Origin of the sequence: Mycolicibacterium sp. Y3, from assembly GCF_051188035.1 — a bacterium.
GTDB classification, from domain to species: domain Bacteria; phylum Actinomycetota; class Actinomycetes; order Mycobacteriales; family Mycobacteriaceae; genus Mycobacterium; species Mycobacterium fluoranthenivorans.
In genome coordinates this window covers 1,873,484-1,890,321 of sequence record NZ_JAVQLT010000001.1, presented here as the reverse complement: position 1 = coordinate 1,890,321, position 16,838 = coordinate 1,873,484, and the positions used below count along the sequence as shown (strand labels likewise).

The 16,838-nt window shown below is 67.6% G+C and carries 16 protein-coding genes and 1 riboswitch; of the genes, 6 read left to right on the top strand and 10 right to left on the bottom strand.

Translation table 11 applies throughout. The annotated features are described in order from the left end of the window. Positions 1-13: 13 nt before the first annotated feature. Entirely contained in the window at positions 14-1,096 is a 1,083-nt protein-coding gene (locus tag QN239_RS09325; RefSeq protein ID WP_499009775.1) for a CaiB/BaiF CoA transferase family protein, read from the bottom strand. Between the two features lie 122 nt (positions 1,097-1,218). Between QN239_RS09325 and QN239_RS09320 the strand changes: the two genes are divergently transcribed. Beyond that, positions 1,219-2,013, top strand: a complete 795-nt coding sequence (locus tag QN239_RS09320) for an enoyl-CoA hydratase (RefSeq protein ID WP_499009773.1) — start codon at positions 1,219-1,221, stop codon at positions 2,011-2,013. Positions 2,014-2,072: 59 nt separating this feature from the next. Continuing rightward, on the top strand, positions 2,073-3,335 hold the full coding sequence (gene tet(V) / locus QN239_RS09315) for a tetracycline efflux MFS transporter Tet(V) (RefSeq protein WP_499009771.1): 1,263 nt from the start codon (positions 2,073-2,075) through the stop codon (positions 3,333-3,335). A 14-nt stretch (positions 3,336-3,349) separates the two neighbouring features. Here the strand turns inward: tet(V) and QN239_RS09310 are convergent, their stop codons facing one another. The 4 genes from QN239_RS09310 to QN239_RS09295 form a co-directional block, all read right to left on the bottom strand. After that, positions 3,350-4,024, bottom strand: coding sequence for a CPBP family intramembrane glutamic endopeptidase (locus QN239_RS09310; protein WP_499009769.1), 675 nt, complete (start codon positions 4,022-4,024; stop codon positions 3,350-3,352). Continuing rightward, complete coding sequence (locus QN239_RS09305) at positions 4,021-5,154, bottom strand: NAD(P)H-binding protein (RefSeq protein ID WP_499009768.1); 1,134 nt, start codon at positions 5,152-5,154, stop codon at positions 4,021-4,023. Before QN239_RS09305 ends, QN239_RS09310 begins: the two co-directional genes overlap by 4 nt. A gap of 151 nt (positions 5,155-5,305) precedes the next feature. Next, the gene (locus QN239_RS09300) at positions 5,306-5,722 is read right to left on the bottom strand and encodes a hypothetical protein (RefSeq protein WP_499009767.1); all 417 of its coding nucleotides are present in this window, start codon (positions 5,720-5,722) and stop codon (positions 5,306-5,308) included. 151 nt (positions 5,723-5,873) lie between these two features. Then, positions 5,874-6,395 carry a gamma carbonic anhydrase family protein gene (locus QN239_RS09295; protein ID WP_499009765.1) on the bottom strand — a complete coding sequence of 174 codons (522 nt, stop codon included), beginning with the start codon at positions 6,393-6,395 and terminating at the stop codon, positions 5,874-5,876. 111 nt (positions 6,396-6,506) lie between these two features. Next, positions 6,507-6,597, top strand: a riboswitch (glycine riboswitch). Between the two features lie 201 nt (positions 6,598-6,798). Between QN239_RS09295 and QN239_RS09290 the strand changes: the two genes are divergently transcribed. Further along, positions 6,799-8,184 carry an L-serine ammonia-lyase gene (locus QN239_RS09290; RefSeq protein WP_499009764.1) on the top strand — a complete coding sequence of 462 codons (1,386 nt, stop codon included), beginning with the start codon at positions 6,799-6,801 and terminating at the stop codon, positions 8,182-8,184. Positions 8,185-8,194: 10 nt separating this feature from the next. On the opposite strand, the gene QN239_RS09285 is transcribed toward QN239_RS09290, so the two are convergent. Further along, positions 8,195-9,151: a GlxA family transcriptional regulator gene (locus QN239_RS09285; RefSeq protein WP_499009762.1), complete on the bottom strand. Its 957-nt coding sequence runs from the start codon at positions 9,149-9,151 to the stop codon at positions 8,195-8,197. A gap of 81 nt (positions 9,152-9,232) precedes the next feature. Here QN239_RS09285 and QN239_RS09280 point away from each other — a divergent pair, with 81 nt between their 5' ends. After that, positions 9,233-10,504, top strand: a complete 1,272-nt coding sequence (locus QN239_RS09280; RefSeq protein WP_499009761.1) for an MFS transporter — start codon at positions 9,233-9,235, stop codon at positions 10,502-10,504. A gap of 182 nt (positions 10,505-10,686) precedes the next feature. Next, positions 10,687-11,430, top strand: coding sequence for a fasciclin domain-containing protein (locus QN239_RS09275; RefSeq protein WP_499009760.1), 744 nt, complete (start codon positions 10,687-10,689; stop codon positions 11,428-11,430). A gap of 72 nt (positions 11,431-11,502) precedes the next feature. Here the strand turns inward: QN239_RS09275 and QN239_RS09270 are convergent, their stop codons facing one another. From QN239_RS09270 to QN239_RS09260, 3 genes are read right to left on the bottom strand one after another with little or no spacing between them, the layout of a single operon-like run. Next, positions 11,503-12,645, bottom strand: a complete 1,143-nt coding sequence (locus tag QN239_RS09270) for an acyl-CoA dehydrogenase family protein (protein WP_090363436.1) — start codon at positions 12,643-12,645, stop codon at positions 11,503-11,505. Further along, complete coding sequence (locus QN239_RS09265) at positions 12,645-13,442, bottom strand: crotonase/enoyl-CoA hydratase family protein (RefSeq protein ID WP_499009758.1); 798 nt, start codon at positions 13,440-13,442, stop codon at positions 12,645-12,647. Before QN239_RS09265 ends, QN239_RS09270 begins: the two co-directional genes overlap by 1 nt. Continuing rightward, positions 13,439-14,596, bottom strand: coding sequence for a thiolase family protein (locus QN239_RS09260; RefSeq protein ID WP_499009756.1), 1,158 nt, complete (start codon positions 14,594-14,596; stop codon positions 13,439-13,441). The genes QN239_RS09265 and QN239_RS09260 overlap by 4 nt, the downstream gene beginning before the upstream one ends. A gap of 198 nt (positions 14,597-14,794) precedes the next feature. Here QN239_RS09260 and QN239_RS09255 point away from each other — a divergent pair, with 198 nt between their 5' ends. Then, the gene (locus QN239_RS09255; protein WP_499009754.1) at positions 14,795-15,592 is read left to right on the top strand and encodes a FadR/GntR family transcriptional regulator; all 798 of its coding nucleotides are present in this window, start codon (positions 14,795-14,797) and stop codon (positions 15,590-15,592) included. Positions 15,593-15,606: 14 nt separating this feature from the next. Here the strand turns inward: QN239_RS09255 and QN239_RS09250 are convergent, their stop codons facing one another. Further along, complete coding sequence (locus QN239_RS09250; RefSeq protein ID WP_499009752.1) at positions 15,607-16,830, bottom strand: amidohydrolase; 1,224 nt, start codon at positions 16,828-16,830, stop codon at positions 15,607-15,609. Positions 16,831-16,838: the final 8 nt, after the last annotated feature.

Here is a 16,838-nt window from a genome sequence, read left to right as displayed (position 1 = left end):
TCGTTACCGGGCTCTAGGCCCAGTCGGAGAGAATCGTGTCGTTGTCGGCGCCGACCACCGGGGGCGGCGTGGGCTGCCCCGGCCGGCTGCGGGAGAACCTCGGGGCGGGCATCGGCTGCAGGCCGGCACCCGTCTCATAGAAGGTGTCGCGCTCGGCCACATGCGGTTCACTGAGCACCTCACCGAACGCCAGCACCGGTGTGGCGCAGGCATCCGAACCCGCGAAGATCTGCGCCCACTCGTCGCGCGTCTTGGTCTTGAACACCTCGGTGAAGGTGGTCCGCAGCTCTTCCCAGCGGGCCATGTCGTTCTGGCCGGGCAGCTCCGCTTGGTCCAGCCCCAACTTGGCCAGCAGCTCGGCGTAGAACTGCGGTTCGATGGCACCGATCGCGAAATGCTTGCCGTCGGCGGTCTCATAGGTGTCGTAATAGGGAGCGCCGGTGTCGAGCATGTTGGTGCCGCGCTCATCCGACCACAGGCCCTGCGCCCGGAACGACCACATCATCTGGATCAGCACGCTGGAGCCGTCGATCATGGCCGCATCGACCACCTGCCCCTTGCCCGAGGTCTGGCGTTCGAAGAGCGCCGACAGGATGCCCAGCAGCAGGAACATCGACCCGCCACCGAAATCACCGGCCAGGTTCAGCGGTGGCACCGGCTTCTCGCCCTTACGCCCGATCGCGTGCAGCACACCGTTGAGGGAGATGTAGTTGATGTCGTGACCGGCCTGCAGTGCGCGCGGGCCGTCCTGCCCCCACCCCGTCATCCGGGCGTAGACCAGCTTGTCGTTGACCTTCGCGCAATCCTCGGGCCCGAGGCCCAACCGCTCGGTGACGCCGGGTCGGAAACCCTCGATCAACACATCGGCCTTGGCCACCAGATCGAGCACGAACTGTTTGCCCTCAGCGGATTTCAGGTCGGCGGTGACGCTGCGCCGGTTACGCAACATGGCATCTTTGGCGGGGCTGTTCGACGCCGTCGGGCGGTCCACCCGCACCACATCTGCGCCCAGATCACCCAGAATCATCGCCGCGTGCGGGCCGGGGCCGATACCGGCCAATTCGACAACCCGCAATCCGTGCAGTGGTCCCGTCATACCGCCGTCCTTCGTCGTTGAGTTGCTCGTCGAGTACGAGTTAGTTGACCGCCGACATAGCTTACTTGTATAACCAAGTCGACCGGCCGTGGGCCACCCAGCCAACTGTGAGGGCGCTTCTCATGACGTATGCCAGCATCGACTCCCTGCTCGTCGCGCTCGACGACGGGGTGTTGTCGGTGACCCTCAATCGTCCCGACAGCCTGAACTCGCTGTCCGAAGCCATGCTGACCGGTCTCGCCGAAGCCCTCGAACGGGCCGCCATCGACCCCGCGGTCCGCGTCGTGAAGTTGGCCGGCGCGGGCCGCGGTTTCAGCTCCGGCGCCGGTATCAGCGCCGAGGATGTCTCGGGCAAGTCCGCCAGCGGACCGGAGGCGGTGCTCGACGCCGCCAACCGCGCGGTGCGGTCCATCGTCGCGCTGCCCAAACCCGTCGTCGCCGTGGTGCAGGGCCCGGCCGCCGGCGTCGGCGTCTCGCTGGCGCTCGCCGCCGATATCGTATTGGCTTCGGAGAAGGCCTTTTTCATGCTGGCCTTCACCAAGATCGGACTGATGCCCGACGGCGGGGCCTCCGCCTTGATCGCGGCGGCCGTCGGGCGCATCCGCGCGCAGCGGATGGCACTGCTGGCCGAGCGCATCACCGCGGCCGAGGCCTACGACTGGGGTCTGGTCACCACGGTGCACGCCGCCGAGGACTTGGACGCCGCCGTGGCCAAGGTGATCGACACCCTGGCCACCGGCCCGGCCGTGTCGCTGCGTAAGACCAAGCAGGCCATCAACGATGCCACCCTCACCGAACTCGAGGCCGCACTCGAGCGCGAACGTGAGGGTCAGTTGGTTCTGCTGGCCTCCGACGATTTCCGGGAGGGCACCAAGGCCTTCCAGGAGCACCGCAAGGCCACCTTCACCGATAAGTGAACCCGCGCGCCGAATAATTCGGTGGCTTCGCCCAACCCCGATCGGTCACCATCGGTGATGTGACCACGCAACTGGAGCAACCGCGCTGGCGGGTATTCGCACCGTTGCGGCACCGCGAATACCGCCTGTTGATCGGCGCCGTCGCGCTGTCCATCTTCGCCTCCGGCATGTGGACGGTGGTGATGGCGCTGCAGGTCATCGCGCTGGACAACGACCCCACCGCGCTGTCCCTGGTGGCAACCTGCTTGAGCGCAGGCTTGATCGCGTTCGTCCTGGTCGGCGGTATCGCCGCGGACCGTCTGCCGCAGCGCGGCATCATCATCGCCGTCGAATCGGTCAACACCGCCGTGGCCACGGCGGTGGCGGTACTCGGCCTCACCGGCCAGTTGCGGTTGTGGCACATGGCCGTGGGCGCCACCGCCCTCGGCGTGGGCGCCGCATTCTTCTTCCCGGCGTACAGCGCCTACCTACCGCGGCTGCTCCCGCCAGAACGACTGCTGGCGGCCAACGGAATCGAGGGCATGCTCCGGCCCACCATGCAGCAGGCCGTCGGCCCGGCAGTGGCCGGCATGCTGATCGGCGCCACCTTCCCGTCGCTGGGCGCGGTGGCCGTCGCCATCCTCTACGGCACCGGCTTGATCCTGCTCGTCGCGACCAGGTCGGTGGCCCAATCAGTTCCGGCCGAACGTCCGAGCACGCATCCGCTGGCCGACCTCCGGGACGGCTTCCGGTTCATGGTGCGCACCCCGTGGCTGCTGGCGACCTTGCTGTTCGCGAGCGGTTTCGTCCTGCTCATCATCGGTCCACTGGAAGTGCTGCTGCCGTTCATCACGAATGCGCGCTTCGCACACGGTGAACGAATCTTCGGTTTCGTGCTGGCTGCATTCGGCCTCGGCGGGGCGGTCGGTGCGATCGCGGTCTCGTCGGTGCGGCTGCCGCGGCGCTATCTCACGGTGATGGTGATGTGCTGGGGACTGGGCAATCTGCCTCTGGTCGCGATCGGCTACACGTCGTCGTTTACGGTGATGGCGGCGGCTGCCTTCGTGGTCGGTATGACCAGCACCGCGGCCACCGTCATCTGGGGGACGCTGCTCCAGCGCAGGGTTCCCCCGGCGATGCTGGGCCGGGTTTCCAGCCTGGACTTCTTCGTCTCGCTGGTCTTCATGCCGGTGTCGATGGCCGTGGCCGGGCCGCTGTCCAAGGTGTTCGCGGTGCAGACGATCTTCTTGGCGGCCGGCACCATTCCGGCGGCGCTGGGTCTGATCGCCTGGCTGGCAGCCCGGATGCCGCGCGACGAGATGGCGCATCCGCTGAATTCCTGAGGCGACCGTGCCGGTCACAGACCGAAGATCGGCGGCAGGGCCAGCACCATCACCAGACCCCAGAAGAAATGGGTGAGCATGGGCGCCAGCACGCCACCGGTCGCGCGGCGCAGCAGCGCACAGACGGCGCCGAGCACGATCGCGGCGAACCCGAGCATCGGGTTGCCCGCCGCCATCACCGCGACGAAATAGATCGCCGTCGACACCGGGACGGGCCGGTGACCACCGAGCGCGCTGTACAACGCGCCGCGGAAGAACAGCTCCTCAGCCAAGCCGTTGATCACGGTGATGAAAACGACCAGCGCAAGTGCGCCCTGATCGGCGAATTGCAAAACGGCGGTGACGTATTCACGCACCGGCGGGATGAGCCGCGCGATCAGGCCGCCGATGACGAACACCGCGCCCAGCCCGATTCCCACCCCGATTCCGAGTAGGACGGGCCGGCGCGCACCTCCGGGCAGCCGGCCCAGGTGCAACGGCCCGGACAGGACGGCCCCTGCCGACCAGACCACGGCCATGATGAGGGTGAAGACGTAGAAGGAGTTGTCTCCCGGGTGCCTGCTCAGCGAGTACGCCTGCAGCGCCGCCCCCATCACCAACACGACAACGACGGTGATCCGTCTGCGCAGCACCACGTTTCGGGCTTCCTCGACGGCAGGTGCAGCGGCGCGCCACGGTGGCGGGATCATCGGCGACGCCCCCGCGGGATCAGCCCGGCCAGAATATCGATCCCGGTGCGCAGTGCGGCGGTGGCCGGACCGGGTAGCAGCGAGAGCAGTGCAAGCGCCGGCCGGGCGATCGTCGGGGTGAGCTGACGGATGCGCGACATATCGCCGCCGGCCCAGGACGGGTCGGTATCGGCGAGGTGGTGTGGATCGGCCAGATCGGTGACCGGGACCCGCTCGGGCGTATGCAGCGAGCGGGTGATCGCCTTGTTCACCGTCAGCAGACCGCCGGCCGGGTCGGGCACCAGATTACGTAGCCCCTCCCCCGCCGCGGTCATCGGATGATCCAGAGACGCAGTCAAATCGGCGGTGAGCGCGCCGGGAACCGGAAGCGCCACAGCCGACACCTTCGACGCGACCACGGTCGGCACGCCCGGCGCGGGCACGGCCCACTGCCGTGTTCCGGACAACCGGGCGTAGACCGCCAACAGGTCCCGGTAGCTGGTCGTCTGCGGTCCACTGATGTCGTACGCCCCGGCGGGCACCAACTCGCTGTCTACGGCGGCCATGAGGTAGTGCAGCACATCGCGGATGGAGATGGGGTCGAGGGGGTTGGACAGCCAGGACGGTTGCGGCAGCACCGGGAAGCGTTCGGCGACATAGCGCAGGATCTCGAACGACGTCGACCCCGCGCCGATGATCAGCGCCGCACCGAGCCACACCACTTCGGCACCGCCGGCAACCGTGAGGGCCGCAGCCACTTCGGCCCGGCCGGCCAGATGTTCGGACAACACGTCGTCGGCGGGCACGAAACCGCCGAGGTAGACGATGCGGCCGACGCCCGCTTGAGCAGCGGCCAGCGCAAAGCGGCGGGCGCCCTCGTTGTCCGTAGTCCTGAAGTCCGCCTCACCGATCCCGTGCACCAGGTAGTAGACGACGTCCACGTGTCCGCACCGCGCGAAAAGCGTTGCCACCGAATCGGGGTCGTTCGCATCCAGGGATACGGCCGTGACGTCGCGATACCACCCGAAAGCGGTCAGACGTTCCGGCCTCCGGCTGGTCACCACCACGTCGTGGCCGGCCGAGAGCAGTTCACCGACCAATCGTGATCCGATATATCCCGTGGCCCCGGTGACGAGGACGCGCGCGGTCATCCGCATCCCACGCATGCGTTCGACATCATCACCGAAGCCTCCTGACCACCGCTAGTCCTATCACCTGCACGCGGTCCATACCCTGATCGAGAAGGTGCTACACGCCAGGGAGTTGCTCGTCACACCAGGCGGACAAGAGGGTGGTCCGGCCTCATCGGGTGGAGTGCCGGGCACCGCGAGCGTCGTCGACGACCACTCGGTCGGGCTGGTCATCGCTCTCGTCGCGGGTCACCCGGGGGTCGATCTTGTCGGCCTGCTCGCGCCGGGCATCCAAGCGCTCACGAGTCGAGTCGACCTGATCACGATGGCCGGCGGCCCGATCCTGCAGAAGGGCGGCTTCGGCGGCCTTCGCCTCGGCTTCGGCCTGGGCCGCGCGCGCCTTCGCCTCGGTCTCGGCGGCCACCGCCTCGCGCCTGTTCAGCCGCTGGCTCTCCTCCTGAACCTCTGCCCGGATGCGTTCGGCCTGCGCGGTGCGTCGGCGGCGGGTGGCGTTGCGAACCAGGAACGCGACGAGCGCCAACACCAATGCGGCGGCGACGGCGACGATGATCCAGCTGGTGGTGGTCATGAGGACTCCTCCGATCAAGGGGCGCATCAAAAATTGACGTGCCTGCTGGTTCGGATGCCCGCGTGGGCCGCCCTTCAAACCCACCGTCGCGGGAACGTACCGAGTTCGATGGAAACCTCAGCGGGAAGCGTTGTCGGCGTTCGCCTTCGGGTTAACCCTGCCCCCGGTGCAAGTCGATGAGCCCCCGATAGGCCTCGGCGTTGAAGCGGTTGCCGGCGACCTCCTCGTCGCCGAGACTGCGGCGCACCTTCCCCGGCACACCCGCGACCAGCGACCGTGGCGGAATCACCGCCCCCTGGGGCACCACCGCGCCGGCCGCCACCAGCGACCCCGCACCCACGACCGCCCCGTTCAGCACGATGGCGCCCATCCCGACGAGCACGTCGTCCTCAATGGTGCAACCGTGAAGCACCGCGTTGTGGCCGACCGTGACACCCGCGCCGATGCGCGCCGGGAAACCCGGATCGACATGGACGGTGACACCGTCTTGGATGTTGCTGCCCTCGCCGATCTCGATGGGCTCGAACTCGGCGCGCAATGTGGCGTTGTACCAGACACTCACGCGGGCGGCCAGCGTCACCGGGCCGATCAGGGTGGCGTTGGGCGCCACCCAGGACTCGGCGTGCAGCTGCGGGGCACGCCCGCGGATAGGAATGATCAGCGCTTCAGGCATGGGCGTCATCGTAATCAGTGTCCCCGCACGAGCGCGGTAGGTGTCCGATCTCGACGTGACATCCGACGCGTGAGTGGGTAGATTCTCTGCTCACCACAATCGAATAGCCGTCGACACGTTGTGGGAGAACCTCGTTCACGAGGCGCCGTAGGAGCAATATCCTCCCCGGGAATCTCTCAGGCACCAGTACCGCAGCGTCGAGGCAACTCTGGAGACAAGGCGTCACCTCATGGGAACGGCCTTACCGAAGGTGTAGAGGATCCGCGGCACGACGCGGAACCGCAGACTCTCAGGTTTCAGGACAGAGCGGGGAGGGCGCCACCGGCCCGGTTTGGCTCCGGGCTCAGCCGAGATGGAGTCGCCCGTTGTCCGTTACACCCACCGCCCGCAGCGAGTAATTGCCATGGTGGTCAGCGCATTCGAATTGTTCTCCGTCGGTATCGGCCCGTCGAGCTCGCACACGGTCGGTCCGATGCGTGCCGCCGCGCGGTTCGTCGAAGCCCTGCGCGCCGACGACCAGTTGCGCGACCTCACCCGGATCGGCGTGCAGTTGTACGGCTCCCTGGCCGCCACCGGCGTCGGCCACGGCACCCAGTCGGCGATCCTGCTCGGCCTCGAAGGCTGCCGGCCCGAAGACGTCACCACCGAGGACAAGGAACGCCGCCTCGCCGCGATCGCCGCCACCGGCACCACCCGGATCGGCGGGGACATTCCGGTGCCCCTGACCGAGGACGCGATGATTCTGCGCGCCTCGACGGTCCTGCCGCGCCATCCCAACGCAATGACGTTGAGCGCCTTCAATTCCCGCGGCGAGGTGCTGTCCACCCAGACCTATTACTCCATCGGAGGCGGGTTCGTCGTCACCGAGGACTGCCCCGACGCCGGCACCGACCACCGCTGCGCCACCCCGCTGCCGTACGCCTCGGGTCGAGAACTGCTCGAACTCTGCGCGCTCAAGGGACTCACCATCAGCGCGGTCGCCATGAGCAACGAACGATGTTGCCGCTCCGAGGGGGAGGTCCGGAAGCGCCTGCTGCACCTGCGCGATGTCATGGCCGAGAGTGCCCGCAACGGCATCGCCCGCGACGGCGTGCTGCCCGGAGTTCTGCAGGTGCGGCGGCGGGCCAAGGCCTGGTACCACAGTCTCAGCGCCGAAGATCCAGAGCGCACAGCGGAATTCGCCGAGGACTGGGTGAATCTGATCGCGCTGGCGGTCAACGAGGAGAACGCTTCCGGCGGGCGCATCGTCACGGCTCCGACCAACGGAGCGGCCGGCATCATCCCCGCCGTGCTGCACTACGCCACCCACTACACCCGCGCCGGGACGGCTGACCCGGACGACACCGCGGTCCGGTTCCTGCTCACCGCGGCTGCCATCGGATCACTGTTCAAGGAGCGCGCGTCGATCTCCGGAGCCGAGGTCGGGTGTCAGGGCGAGGTCGGGTCGGCGGCAGCCATGGCCGCTGCGGGACTGGCCGAAATCCTCGGCGGCACCACACACCAGGTGGAGAACGCGGCCGAGATCGCCATGGAACACAGCCTCGGACTGACCTGCGATCCGATCGCCGGGCTGGTTCAGATCCCCTGTATCGAACGCAATGCCATCTCAGCCGGCAAGGCGATCAACGCCGCCCGGATGGCGTTGCGCGGCGACGGCAGCCACCGGGTCAGCCTCGATCAGGTCATCGAGACCATGCGCACCACCGGAGCGGATATGCACGCCAAGTACAAGGAGACCTCGACCGGCGGGCTGGCCATCAACGTGGGGGTCAACGTCGTCGAATGCTGAGCCACCGCATTCAGGCGCCCTGGTACACCTTGCGGTAGCTCGACGGGGACATCCCCATCCCGCGGCGCAGATGGTGGCGCAGGTTGCCGCCGGTACCCAGCCCCGACAGCCGGGCCACCTCGTCGACCGGAATATCCCTGGACTCCAGCAGTTCCCGGGCCCGGTCGATACGGCGCTGCCGGATCCAGTTGCCCGGTGCCTCGCCGGTCTCCTCGCGGAACCGGCGGTTGAACGTCCGCAGGCTCATATGGGCATGCCGGGCCAGGGTTTGCACGGTGAGTTCTTCGGTCAGGTGCGCCAGCGCCCAGGCCCGGGTGGCCGCCGTGGAGGCGTGGTCCCCCGCCGGCACATGCCGGTCGATGAACTGCGCTTGGCCGCCTTCCCGCCATGGTGGCACCACGCAATGGCGGGCCACCGCAGTGGCCACCTGCACACCGTGATCACACCGAATGATGTGCAGGCACAAGTCGATTCCCGCGGCCAGCCCGGCCGAGGTGAGCACGTCACCGTCATCGACGAACAGCACGTTCTCGTCCACCCGGACCGCCGGGTAGAGCTCGCGCAAGGTGTCGGCGTACTTCCAGTGGGTCGTCACGGTCCGGCCGTCCAGCCGGCCCACCGCGGCCAGCACGAACGCGCCGGTGCAGATCGACACCATGCGGGCGCCGGGCCGGATCCGGGCGAACGCGGCGGCCACGGCGTCCTCGACGCCGCCGCCGGTTCGCGCCGGCGGGTAACGCGTGCCGGGGATGACGACGGTGTCGGCGGTGTCCAGCGCCTCCGGGCCGGCGGTGGGCACGATCGCGAAACCGTTGGTGGACGCGACGGGCCCCGACTCGACGGCACACGTCGTCACCTCGTATAAGGGCTGACCGTCGCCGTCCGCCGCGGTCCCGAACAGGGTCGGCGCGATGGTGGCGTCGAAGCCCACCACGGGCGGCAGCAGCAGGACGGCGACACGATGCATCACGCCAGTCTGGCATGTTTTTGATGAATCGTGTCGTTTGTGCCACTAGGCGGGTGGCCCGCATTCCGCGACAGTGAGCCGGTGACACTTCTCGGTACGCGAACACGCCCGTATTGGGCCTGGGTGGTCGCCGCGGTCAGTTTCATCGCCATCCTCGGCGCGGCGGCCTTCCGGTCGGTGCCCGGGGTGATGATGAACCCGCTGCATCACGAATTCGGCTGGAGCCACGGCACGGTCGGCGCGGCGATGGCCGTCAACATGACGCTCTACGGCCTCACCGCCCCGTTCGCCGCGGCCCTGATGGACCGGTTCGGGGTGCGCCCGGTGCTCACCGGGGCCCTCACCTTGATCGCGGCCGGCTCGGCGCTCAGCGTGGCGATGACGGCCAGCTGGCAGCTGGTGCTGCTGTGGGGCGTACTCGTCGGGTTGGGCACCGGCGCCATCTCGATGGGTTTCGTCGCAACCATCGCCACCCGCTGGTTCGAAGCCCGGCGCGGACTGGTCACCGGTGTACTGACAGCGGCCAGCGCCACCGGTCAGCTCGTGTTCCTGCCGGTGGTCGCCGCGGTGACCATCCACCACGGCTGGCGCTGGGCTTCGCTCATCGTCGCCGCGGCGGCGGTCGCGGTGGTACCGCTGGTCGCGTTGTTCATGCGCAACTACCCGCAGGACCTGGGGCTGACGGCCTATGGCGCCGACCCCCGTGATTCAGGCGCACGCGAACCCGAGGTGCTACCCACCGGCACGTTCGCCGCGGCGTTCGAGGGGCTGCGGATCGGGCTGCGCTCCCGGGCGTTCTGGCTGCTCGCCGCCAGCTTCGCGATCTGCGGGATGACCACCAACGGCCTGATCGGCACGCATTTCATCCCGGCGGCCAACGATCACGGCATGCCCACGACGGTGGCCGCGGGCCTGCTGGCGACCATCGGCGTGCTCGACGTGCTGGGCACCGTGTTCTCCGGCTGGCTCACCGACCGGGTCGACCCACGGCTGCTGCTGGTCGTCTACTACACCGGACGCGGGTTGTCGCTGATACTGCTGCCGTCGCTGTTGTCCCCCCACGCCGAACCGAGCACCTGGGTGTTCGTCATCTTCTACGGGCTGGACTGGGTGGCCACCGTGCCGCCGACGATCGTGCTCTGCCGCGAGTGCTTCGGTGCCCGCACCCCCGTGGTGTTCGGCTGGGTGTTCGCGTCCCATCAGTTGGGCGCGGCCGTCGCTGCGGCCGGTGCCGGGTGGATCCGGGACCTGCAGGGCAACTATGACCTGGCGTTTTATCTCGCAGCCGGGTTGTGCCTCATCGCCGCCGGACTTTGCGGGGCGGTCCGCCGCACCCGAATCGACCAGCGCTGAGCTGTCCTCGTTTTTGTTCCTCCAGCCGGGACGAATAGCATGCAATCGGCGCCGCGGGGACGCCGAGGCATGGATGGATCGGTTAGCTGATGGTGAGTGCGCACTGCGCGCATCTAGGTCCCCACCCATCCTCGCCGCCCAGCTTCACGCACCTGGACCAGGCACGAGATGGAGGAACTCACGTGCAATCACGCACAGGCAAGCTCATCGGTGGTGTCGTCGTATCCGCGGCGATCGCCCTGTCCGCCGCGGTGACGGCGCACGCCGACACGACCACCCCGACGGCTCCGATTCCCACTCCGCAGGGACCTGCCTGCGACGCGGGCATCAAGTCCGTCGCCTCAGGCCCCGGCTCGCTGGAAAGCCTGGCCAAGGAGGGGTCGTCCGCCGCGCTGGCGGCCATCCCGGAGATCTCCACCTTCAGTCAGGCCGTCTCAGGACAGCTGAATCCCGCCGTGAACGTCTCCAGCGTGCTGGACAACGGTCCGTACGTGGTGTTCGCACCCAGCAACGACGCGTTCGCCAAGCTGGATCCGGCCCAACTCGAGGCGATCAAGGCCGATCCCGCGAAGCTGACCGCGCTGGTGTACTACCACATGGTCCTCGGCATCCTGGGCCCCGACGACATCCACGGCACCATGTACACGCAGCAGGGCAAGCCCGTCGTGGTCAAGGGCAAGGGCGGCGATATCACCGTCAACGACGCCAAGGTCACCTGTGGTGGCATCAAGGCCGAGAACATGCGGGTCTACATCCTCGACACCGTGCTGGACCCGGCTCAGGCCCCCGAGGTCGTGACCGCCACCCCGACGTCGACCTCTTCGACGGAGACCACGTCCGCGACCGAGACGACCGCGACGTCCACCCCCGCCGCCGAGACTCCGGTGACGACCACGACGACCACCACCGTGGCCCCGCCGCGATAATCCGCCGTCGCAGCTACGAGAAGCGGCGCCCACCGGTGACGGTGGGCGCCGCTTCTCGTTGTCGGGACGGGCCTACAAGCCCAGGTCCCGGCCGATGATCTCTTTCATGATCTCGGTGGTACCGCCGTAGATCGTCTGGATGCGGACATCGACGTAGTCCTTGGCCACCCGGTACTCGTTCATGTAGCCGTAGCCGCCGTGCAGCTGCAGACACTGATCGACGACCTTCTTGCCGAGCTCGGTACACCACCACTTGGCTTTGGATGCCTGGACCGCGGTGAGTTCCTTGTCGACGACGGCCCGCAGGCACCGGTCGACGTACTGCTCGGCGATATCGAGTTCGGTGTCCAGCTCGGCCATCACGAAGCGGCTGTTCTGGAAGCTGCCGATGGGCTGACCGAAAGCCTTGCGATCCTTGATGTACTGCAGCGTCTCGTTGAAGGTGGCCCGTGCGCCGGCAACACCGGCGATGGCGATCGAAAGCCGTTCCGAGGGAAGGTTTTCCATCAGGTGATAGAAGCCCTTGCCTTCGACACCCAGCAAGTTGGTGGCCGGGACGCGGACGTCCTCGAAGTTCAGCTCGGCGGTGTCGGCGGCATGCTGGCCGATCTTGTCGAGCTTGCGGCCCCGGGTGAAGCCCGGCATGTCCCGCTCGACCACCAGCAGTGAGAAGCCCTTGTGCCCGGCCTCCGGGTCGGTCCGGGCCACCACGATGACCAGGTCGGAATTGATACCCGCGGAGATGAACGTCTTGGAGCCGTTGATGATCCAGTCGTCACCGTCACGGACCGCCGTGGTGCGAATGCCCGCCAGGTCACTGCCCGCGCCGGGCTCACTCATGGCGATGGCACCGATCAGCTCGCCGCTGGCGAAGCCGGGCATCCAGCGCTTCAGTTGCTCTTCGGTGGCCAGGTTGGTGAAGTACGGACCGACGATGTCGTTCTGCAGGGTCAGGCTCGGGCAGGCCAGACCGAACTTGGAGAACTCTTCGACGATGACGGCGTTGAACCGGAAGTCGTCGACACCGCCGCCGCCGTACTCCTCGGGCATGTTGAACCCGATCAGTCCGTAATTGCCTGCGGCCACATAAGCTTCGCGGTCAACCAGGCGGTTGGCCTCCCACTTCTCCACGTTGGGCAGGCACTCCTTTTCCAGGAACTGCTTGGCGGTCTCCCGGAACTGCTCGTGTTCGGTTTCGAAAACCAGTCTCTTCATTACTTCGCTTTCCAGACGGGTTCGCGCTTCTGCGCGAAGGCGAGTGGACCCTCTTGTGCGTCCTCGGTCTTGAGCAGGGTGGCGAACTCACCGAAGGTCTGCTTCCAGAACGGCTCATCGGCGGCGACCACGCCGTCGATGGCGCCGTAGGACACCCGCTTGCTTGCACGAACGGCCAACGGCGCGTTGACCGCAATGCGTTCGGCCAGTTCCACGGCCGCCTCCACGACGGTGCCGTCCGGCACCACCTTGTTGATCAGGCCCCACTTGAGCGCATCCGCCGAGGACAGCGGCTCGCCGGTGTACACCAGCTCCAGTGCCAGCTTCTGCGGCAACTGCTGGACGATGCGGAACACGCCGCCGGCACCGGCGATCAGGCCGCGTTTCACCTCGGGCAGACCGAATTTCGCGCGTTCCTCGGCCACCACCAGGTCACTGGCCAGGGCCAGTTCGGTGCCCCCGCCCAGGGCGGTGCCGTTGACCGCGGCGATGGTCGGCTTGTCGATGAAATGCCGCACGTAGCCGGCGAAGCCCCACTCCGGGTGATCGGGGTGGAACAGGTTCTCCCCGCGCGAGATGGCCTTGAGGTCCGCACCGGCACAGAACGCCTTGTCGCCCGAACCGGTGAGGATTACCACCCGTACCTCGGGATCGTCCTGCGCGGCCTGCAGCGCGTCGCCGACACCGATGGACACCGAGGCGTTGATCGCATTGCGCGCCTCGGGCCGGTTGATCGTGATGATCAGGACGTTGCCGCGCCGTTCTACGAGCGCGCCCGGCTGCTGTTCGCCGCTCACAGCAGCTCGAGGATGGTCGCGTTGGCCTGACCGCCACCTTCGCACATGGTCTGCAGGCCGTACTGAATGTTGTTGTCTCGCATGTGGTACAGCAGCGTGGTCAGAATGCGTGCACCGGATCCGCCGAGCGGGTGGCCGAGTGCGATGGCACCGCCGTTGGGGTTGAGCTTGGCTTCGTCGGCGCCGATATCCTTCAGCCACGCCATCGGCACCGGGGCGAACGCCTCGTTGACCTCGAAGACGCCGATCTGGTCGACACTGAGGCCGGACTTGGCCAGCGCCTTCTGGGTGGCCGGGATGGGCGCGGTCAGCATGATGACCGGGTCGGCACCGGCGAGCACCGCGGTGTGCACCTTGGCAAGGGGCTTGAGGCCCAGCTCTTTTGCCTTCTCCGCCGAGGTGATCAGTAGCGCCGCCGAACCGTCGGAGATCTGGCTGGAGTTACCGGCGTGGATCACACCGTCCTCCTTGAAGGCGGGCTTGATACCGGCCATGGACTCGACGGTGCCGCCGCGGCGGATGCCACCATCTTCGAGAACCGTGCTTTCCCCGTGCTCTTCCTTCACCCTGATTCCGACGATCTGATCCTTGAAGGCACCGGAATCCTGTGCAGCGGCGGCCTTCTCATGCGACCGCAGGGAGAATTCGTCGAGCTCGGTGCGCGAGAAGCCCCACCGTTCTGCGACCATTTCGGCACCCACACCCTGGTTGGGGGACTTGTGGTCGTAGCGCGCGAGGAAGGCCTCCGGGTAGGGATGACCGCCATTGGCCAGCGAGGAGCCCATCGGGGTGCGGGACATCGCCTCGACACCACCGGCCACCACGACGTCGTAGTGACCGGCGATGACACCGGCGACGGCGAAGTGCAGCGACTGCTGACTGGAACCACACTGGCGGTCCACCGTGACACCGGGAACCGTCTCGGGCCACCCGGCGGTCAGCGCGGCGGTGCGGGCGATATCGAGCGCCTGCTCACCGGCCTGCATGACACAGCCCCAGATGACGTCGTCGACGAGTCCCGGGTCGATCCCGGCGCGCTGCACCAGACCGTTGAGCACCTGCGCCGACAACTCGGCGGGGTGCACCCCGGACAGGGCCCCGTTGCGCCTCCCGACTGGGGACCGCACTGCCTCGACGATGACGGCTTCAGCCATGAACTTCTCCTTCGAAGGTGTGTTGGCGTTTGCAAAAGTCGCATGGGGGTGGACTTAAAATGCAACCTAGATCAGAAGGTTTACTAGGTCAACCTACTGGTTGGTAGACCTGAGATAGCCCCACCCGCTACCGCAGACATGGTTTACTGAGTTCACTAGCTGGCGGCAAGCCGGTTCACGTACGTGTAGGAGGCTCCGGTGGCGCAGTCCACCCCGTTATCGCCGATGATCGGCCCCAATGCCGTTCCATCGTCGAGCGGCGGCCCCATCCGCAGCCCGAAAACCGCCGAACTCGTCGCCGGCACGCTCCGTCGCATGGTGGTGGACGGGCAGCTCAAAGAGGGCGACTTCCTGCCGAACGAGGCCGAGTTGATGGCCCATTTCGGGGTGAGTCGCCCCACCCTGCGCGAAGCGGTGCGGGTATTGGAGTCCGAACGACTCGTCGAGGTGCGCCGCGGTTCGCGCACCGGCGCCCGAGTGCGGGTGCCCGGACCGGAAATCGTGGCGCGCCCAGCCGGGCTGCTGCTGGAGTTGTCCGGCGCGACCATCGCCGATGTGATGACCGCCCGATCCGCCGTCGAGCCGATGGCGGTGCGACTGCTGACCGAGGCCGGCGATACCGCGGCTTTCGACGAGTTGGAGACGATGCTCACCGACTACGTGCCGTCCGGGCGTGAGACCGGCCGGATGGCCGAGACCACCGGCGACTTCCACCGCCGCGTCGTGGAGCTGTCCGGCAATGCGACGCTGACCATCATCGCCGGCATGCTGCACGAGATCACGGTGCGCCACACCGCGTTCGCGATGAAGGAAAACCGTCCGCTGTCCAAATCGGATTACGACCTGTTGATGCGGTCCTACCGGCGGCTCATGACGCTGATGCGTTCCGGTGACGGTGCGGCCGCCGAGGCGCACTGGCGCAAGCACCTGGACACCGCACGCGATCTGCTGCTGAAGGGCATGGAGACCGTCAAGGTCCGCGATGTGATGGGTTAGGCGTTCCAGGGCGGTCAGCCCAGCCAAGCCCGGGCGGCGACGGTCAGCGCCTCGACCCCGCCCGCCAGCGTCGGCTCCAGCACCGGCGCGAACTCCGGCGAGTGGTTCGTCGGCGGCAGCTCCCCCTTGGCGAAGGCATCGGTGAAGGTCTGCATGGTCACACCGCCCCAGAACCAGAACACCGTCGGCACCCCGATGGCGTTGCCGAACACCCCGACGTCCTCACTGGCCGACAGCGGTGGCAGCGGCCACACCTTGTCCGCACCGAAATGCGCCCGCAGGGCATCCACGGTTTTCTCGGTCGCGGCCGGATCGCTGATCAGCACCGGCGCGCTGACCGTCCAGTGCACGTCCGGCTCACGCGGGGCAGCGGCAGCCGCCGCCTCGGCCCGCACGATCCGCTCGATCGCCGCCTGGACCGCCGCCCGGCGTTCCGGTGAGTACGTCCGGATGCTGATCCCGAGTTCGGCGGTGTCGGGGATGATGTTCTCTTTGGTTCCGGCGTGCAGGCGTCCCACCGTCACCACCGCCTGCTCGTGCGACGGCACTTCCCGGGACACGATGGTCTGCAGCCGCATCACCACCGCAGCGGCCATCACCACGGGGTCAACCGTGTGCTCCGGCGACGAGCCGTGTCCGCCGCGGCCGTAGAGCGTCACCTCCGCCGCATCGTTACCCGCCATGATCGCTCCGGTCCCGAAACCGATCACCCCGGCGGGCAGCGGGCCGACGTGCTGACCGAGCACGACCGAAGGCTTGGGAAAACGCTCGAACAGCCCGTCGTCGAGCATGGCGCGCGCACCGCTGACGAGCTCCTCGGCCGGCTGGAACACCGCAAGCACGGTTCCGGACCACTGCTCGCGGGTGGCCGCCAGCGTCTGTATCGCGCCGACCAGGGCCGCGGTGTGCATATCGTGCCCGCAGGCGTGGGCCACCGGTACCTGGCCACCACTGCCGTCCGGCACGGTTTTGGTACTGGCATAAGGCAATCCGGTGTTCTCCCGGACCGGGAGAGCATCCATATCGGCGCGCAGCATGACCACCGGTCCGTCACCGTTGTGCAGCACCGCCACCACGCCGGTACCCCCGACGCCCGCGGTGATCTCCGCTCCGACACCGGTGAGCGCGGTGACCACCCGCTGCGCGGTGGCATGTTCCTGACCCGACAGTTCGGGGTCGCGGTGCAACTCGCGATACAGGTCGGCCAGCTCGCCGAGCAGTGGGGTGTCGATCGCCATACCGACAG

Bases quoted from the DNA above. Each gene is read 5' to 3' on its own strand.
- QN239_RS09295 (WP_499009765.1), bottom strand. From the start codon at position 6,395: ATGCCTGAAGCGCTGATCATTCCTATCCGCGGGCGTGCCCCGCAGCTG.
- QN239_RS09270 (WP_090363436.1), bottom strand. From the start codon at position 12,645: ATGAAGAGACTGGTTTTCGAAACCGAACACGAGCAGTTCCGGGAGACC.
- QN239_RS09260 (WP_499009756.1), bottom strand. From the start codon at position 14,596: ATGGCTGAAGCCGTCATCGTCGAGGCAGTGCGGTCCCCAGTCGGGAGG.
- QN239_RS09290 (WP_499009764.1), top strand. From the start codon at position 6,799: ATGGTGGTCAGCGCATTCGAATTGTTCTCCGTCGGTATCGGCCCGTCG.
- QN239_RS09305 (WP_499009768.1), bottom strand. From the start codon at position 5,154: ATGACCGCGCGCGTCCTCGTCACCGGGGCCACGGGATATATCGGATCA.
- QN239_RS09325 (WP_499009775.1), bottom strand. From the start codon at position 1,096: ATGACGGGACCACTGCACGGATTGCGGGTTGTCGAATTGGCCGGTATC.
- QN239_RS09300 (WP_499009767.1), bottom strand. From the start codon at position 5,722: ATGACCACCACCAGCTGGATCATCGTCGCCGTCGCCGCCGCATTGGTG.
- QN239_RS09250 (WP_499009752.1), bottom strand. From the start codon at position 16,830: ATGGCGATCGACACCCCACTGCTCGGCGAGCTGGCCGACCTGTATCGC.
- QN239_RS09310 (WP_499009769.1), bottom strand. From the start codon at position 4,024: ATGATCCCGCCACCGTGGCGCGCCGCTGCACCTGCCGTCGAGGAAGCC.
- QN239_RS09285 (WP_499009762.1), bottom strand. From the start codon at position 9,151: ATGCATCGTGTCGCCGTCCTGCTGCTGCCGCCCGTGGTGGGCTTCGAC.
- QN239_RS09320 (WP_499009773.1), top strand. From the start codon at position 1,219: ATGACGTATGCCAGCATCGACTCCCTGCTCGTCGCGCTCGACGACGGG.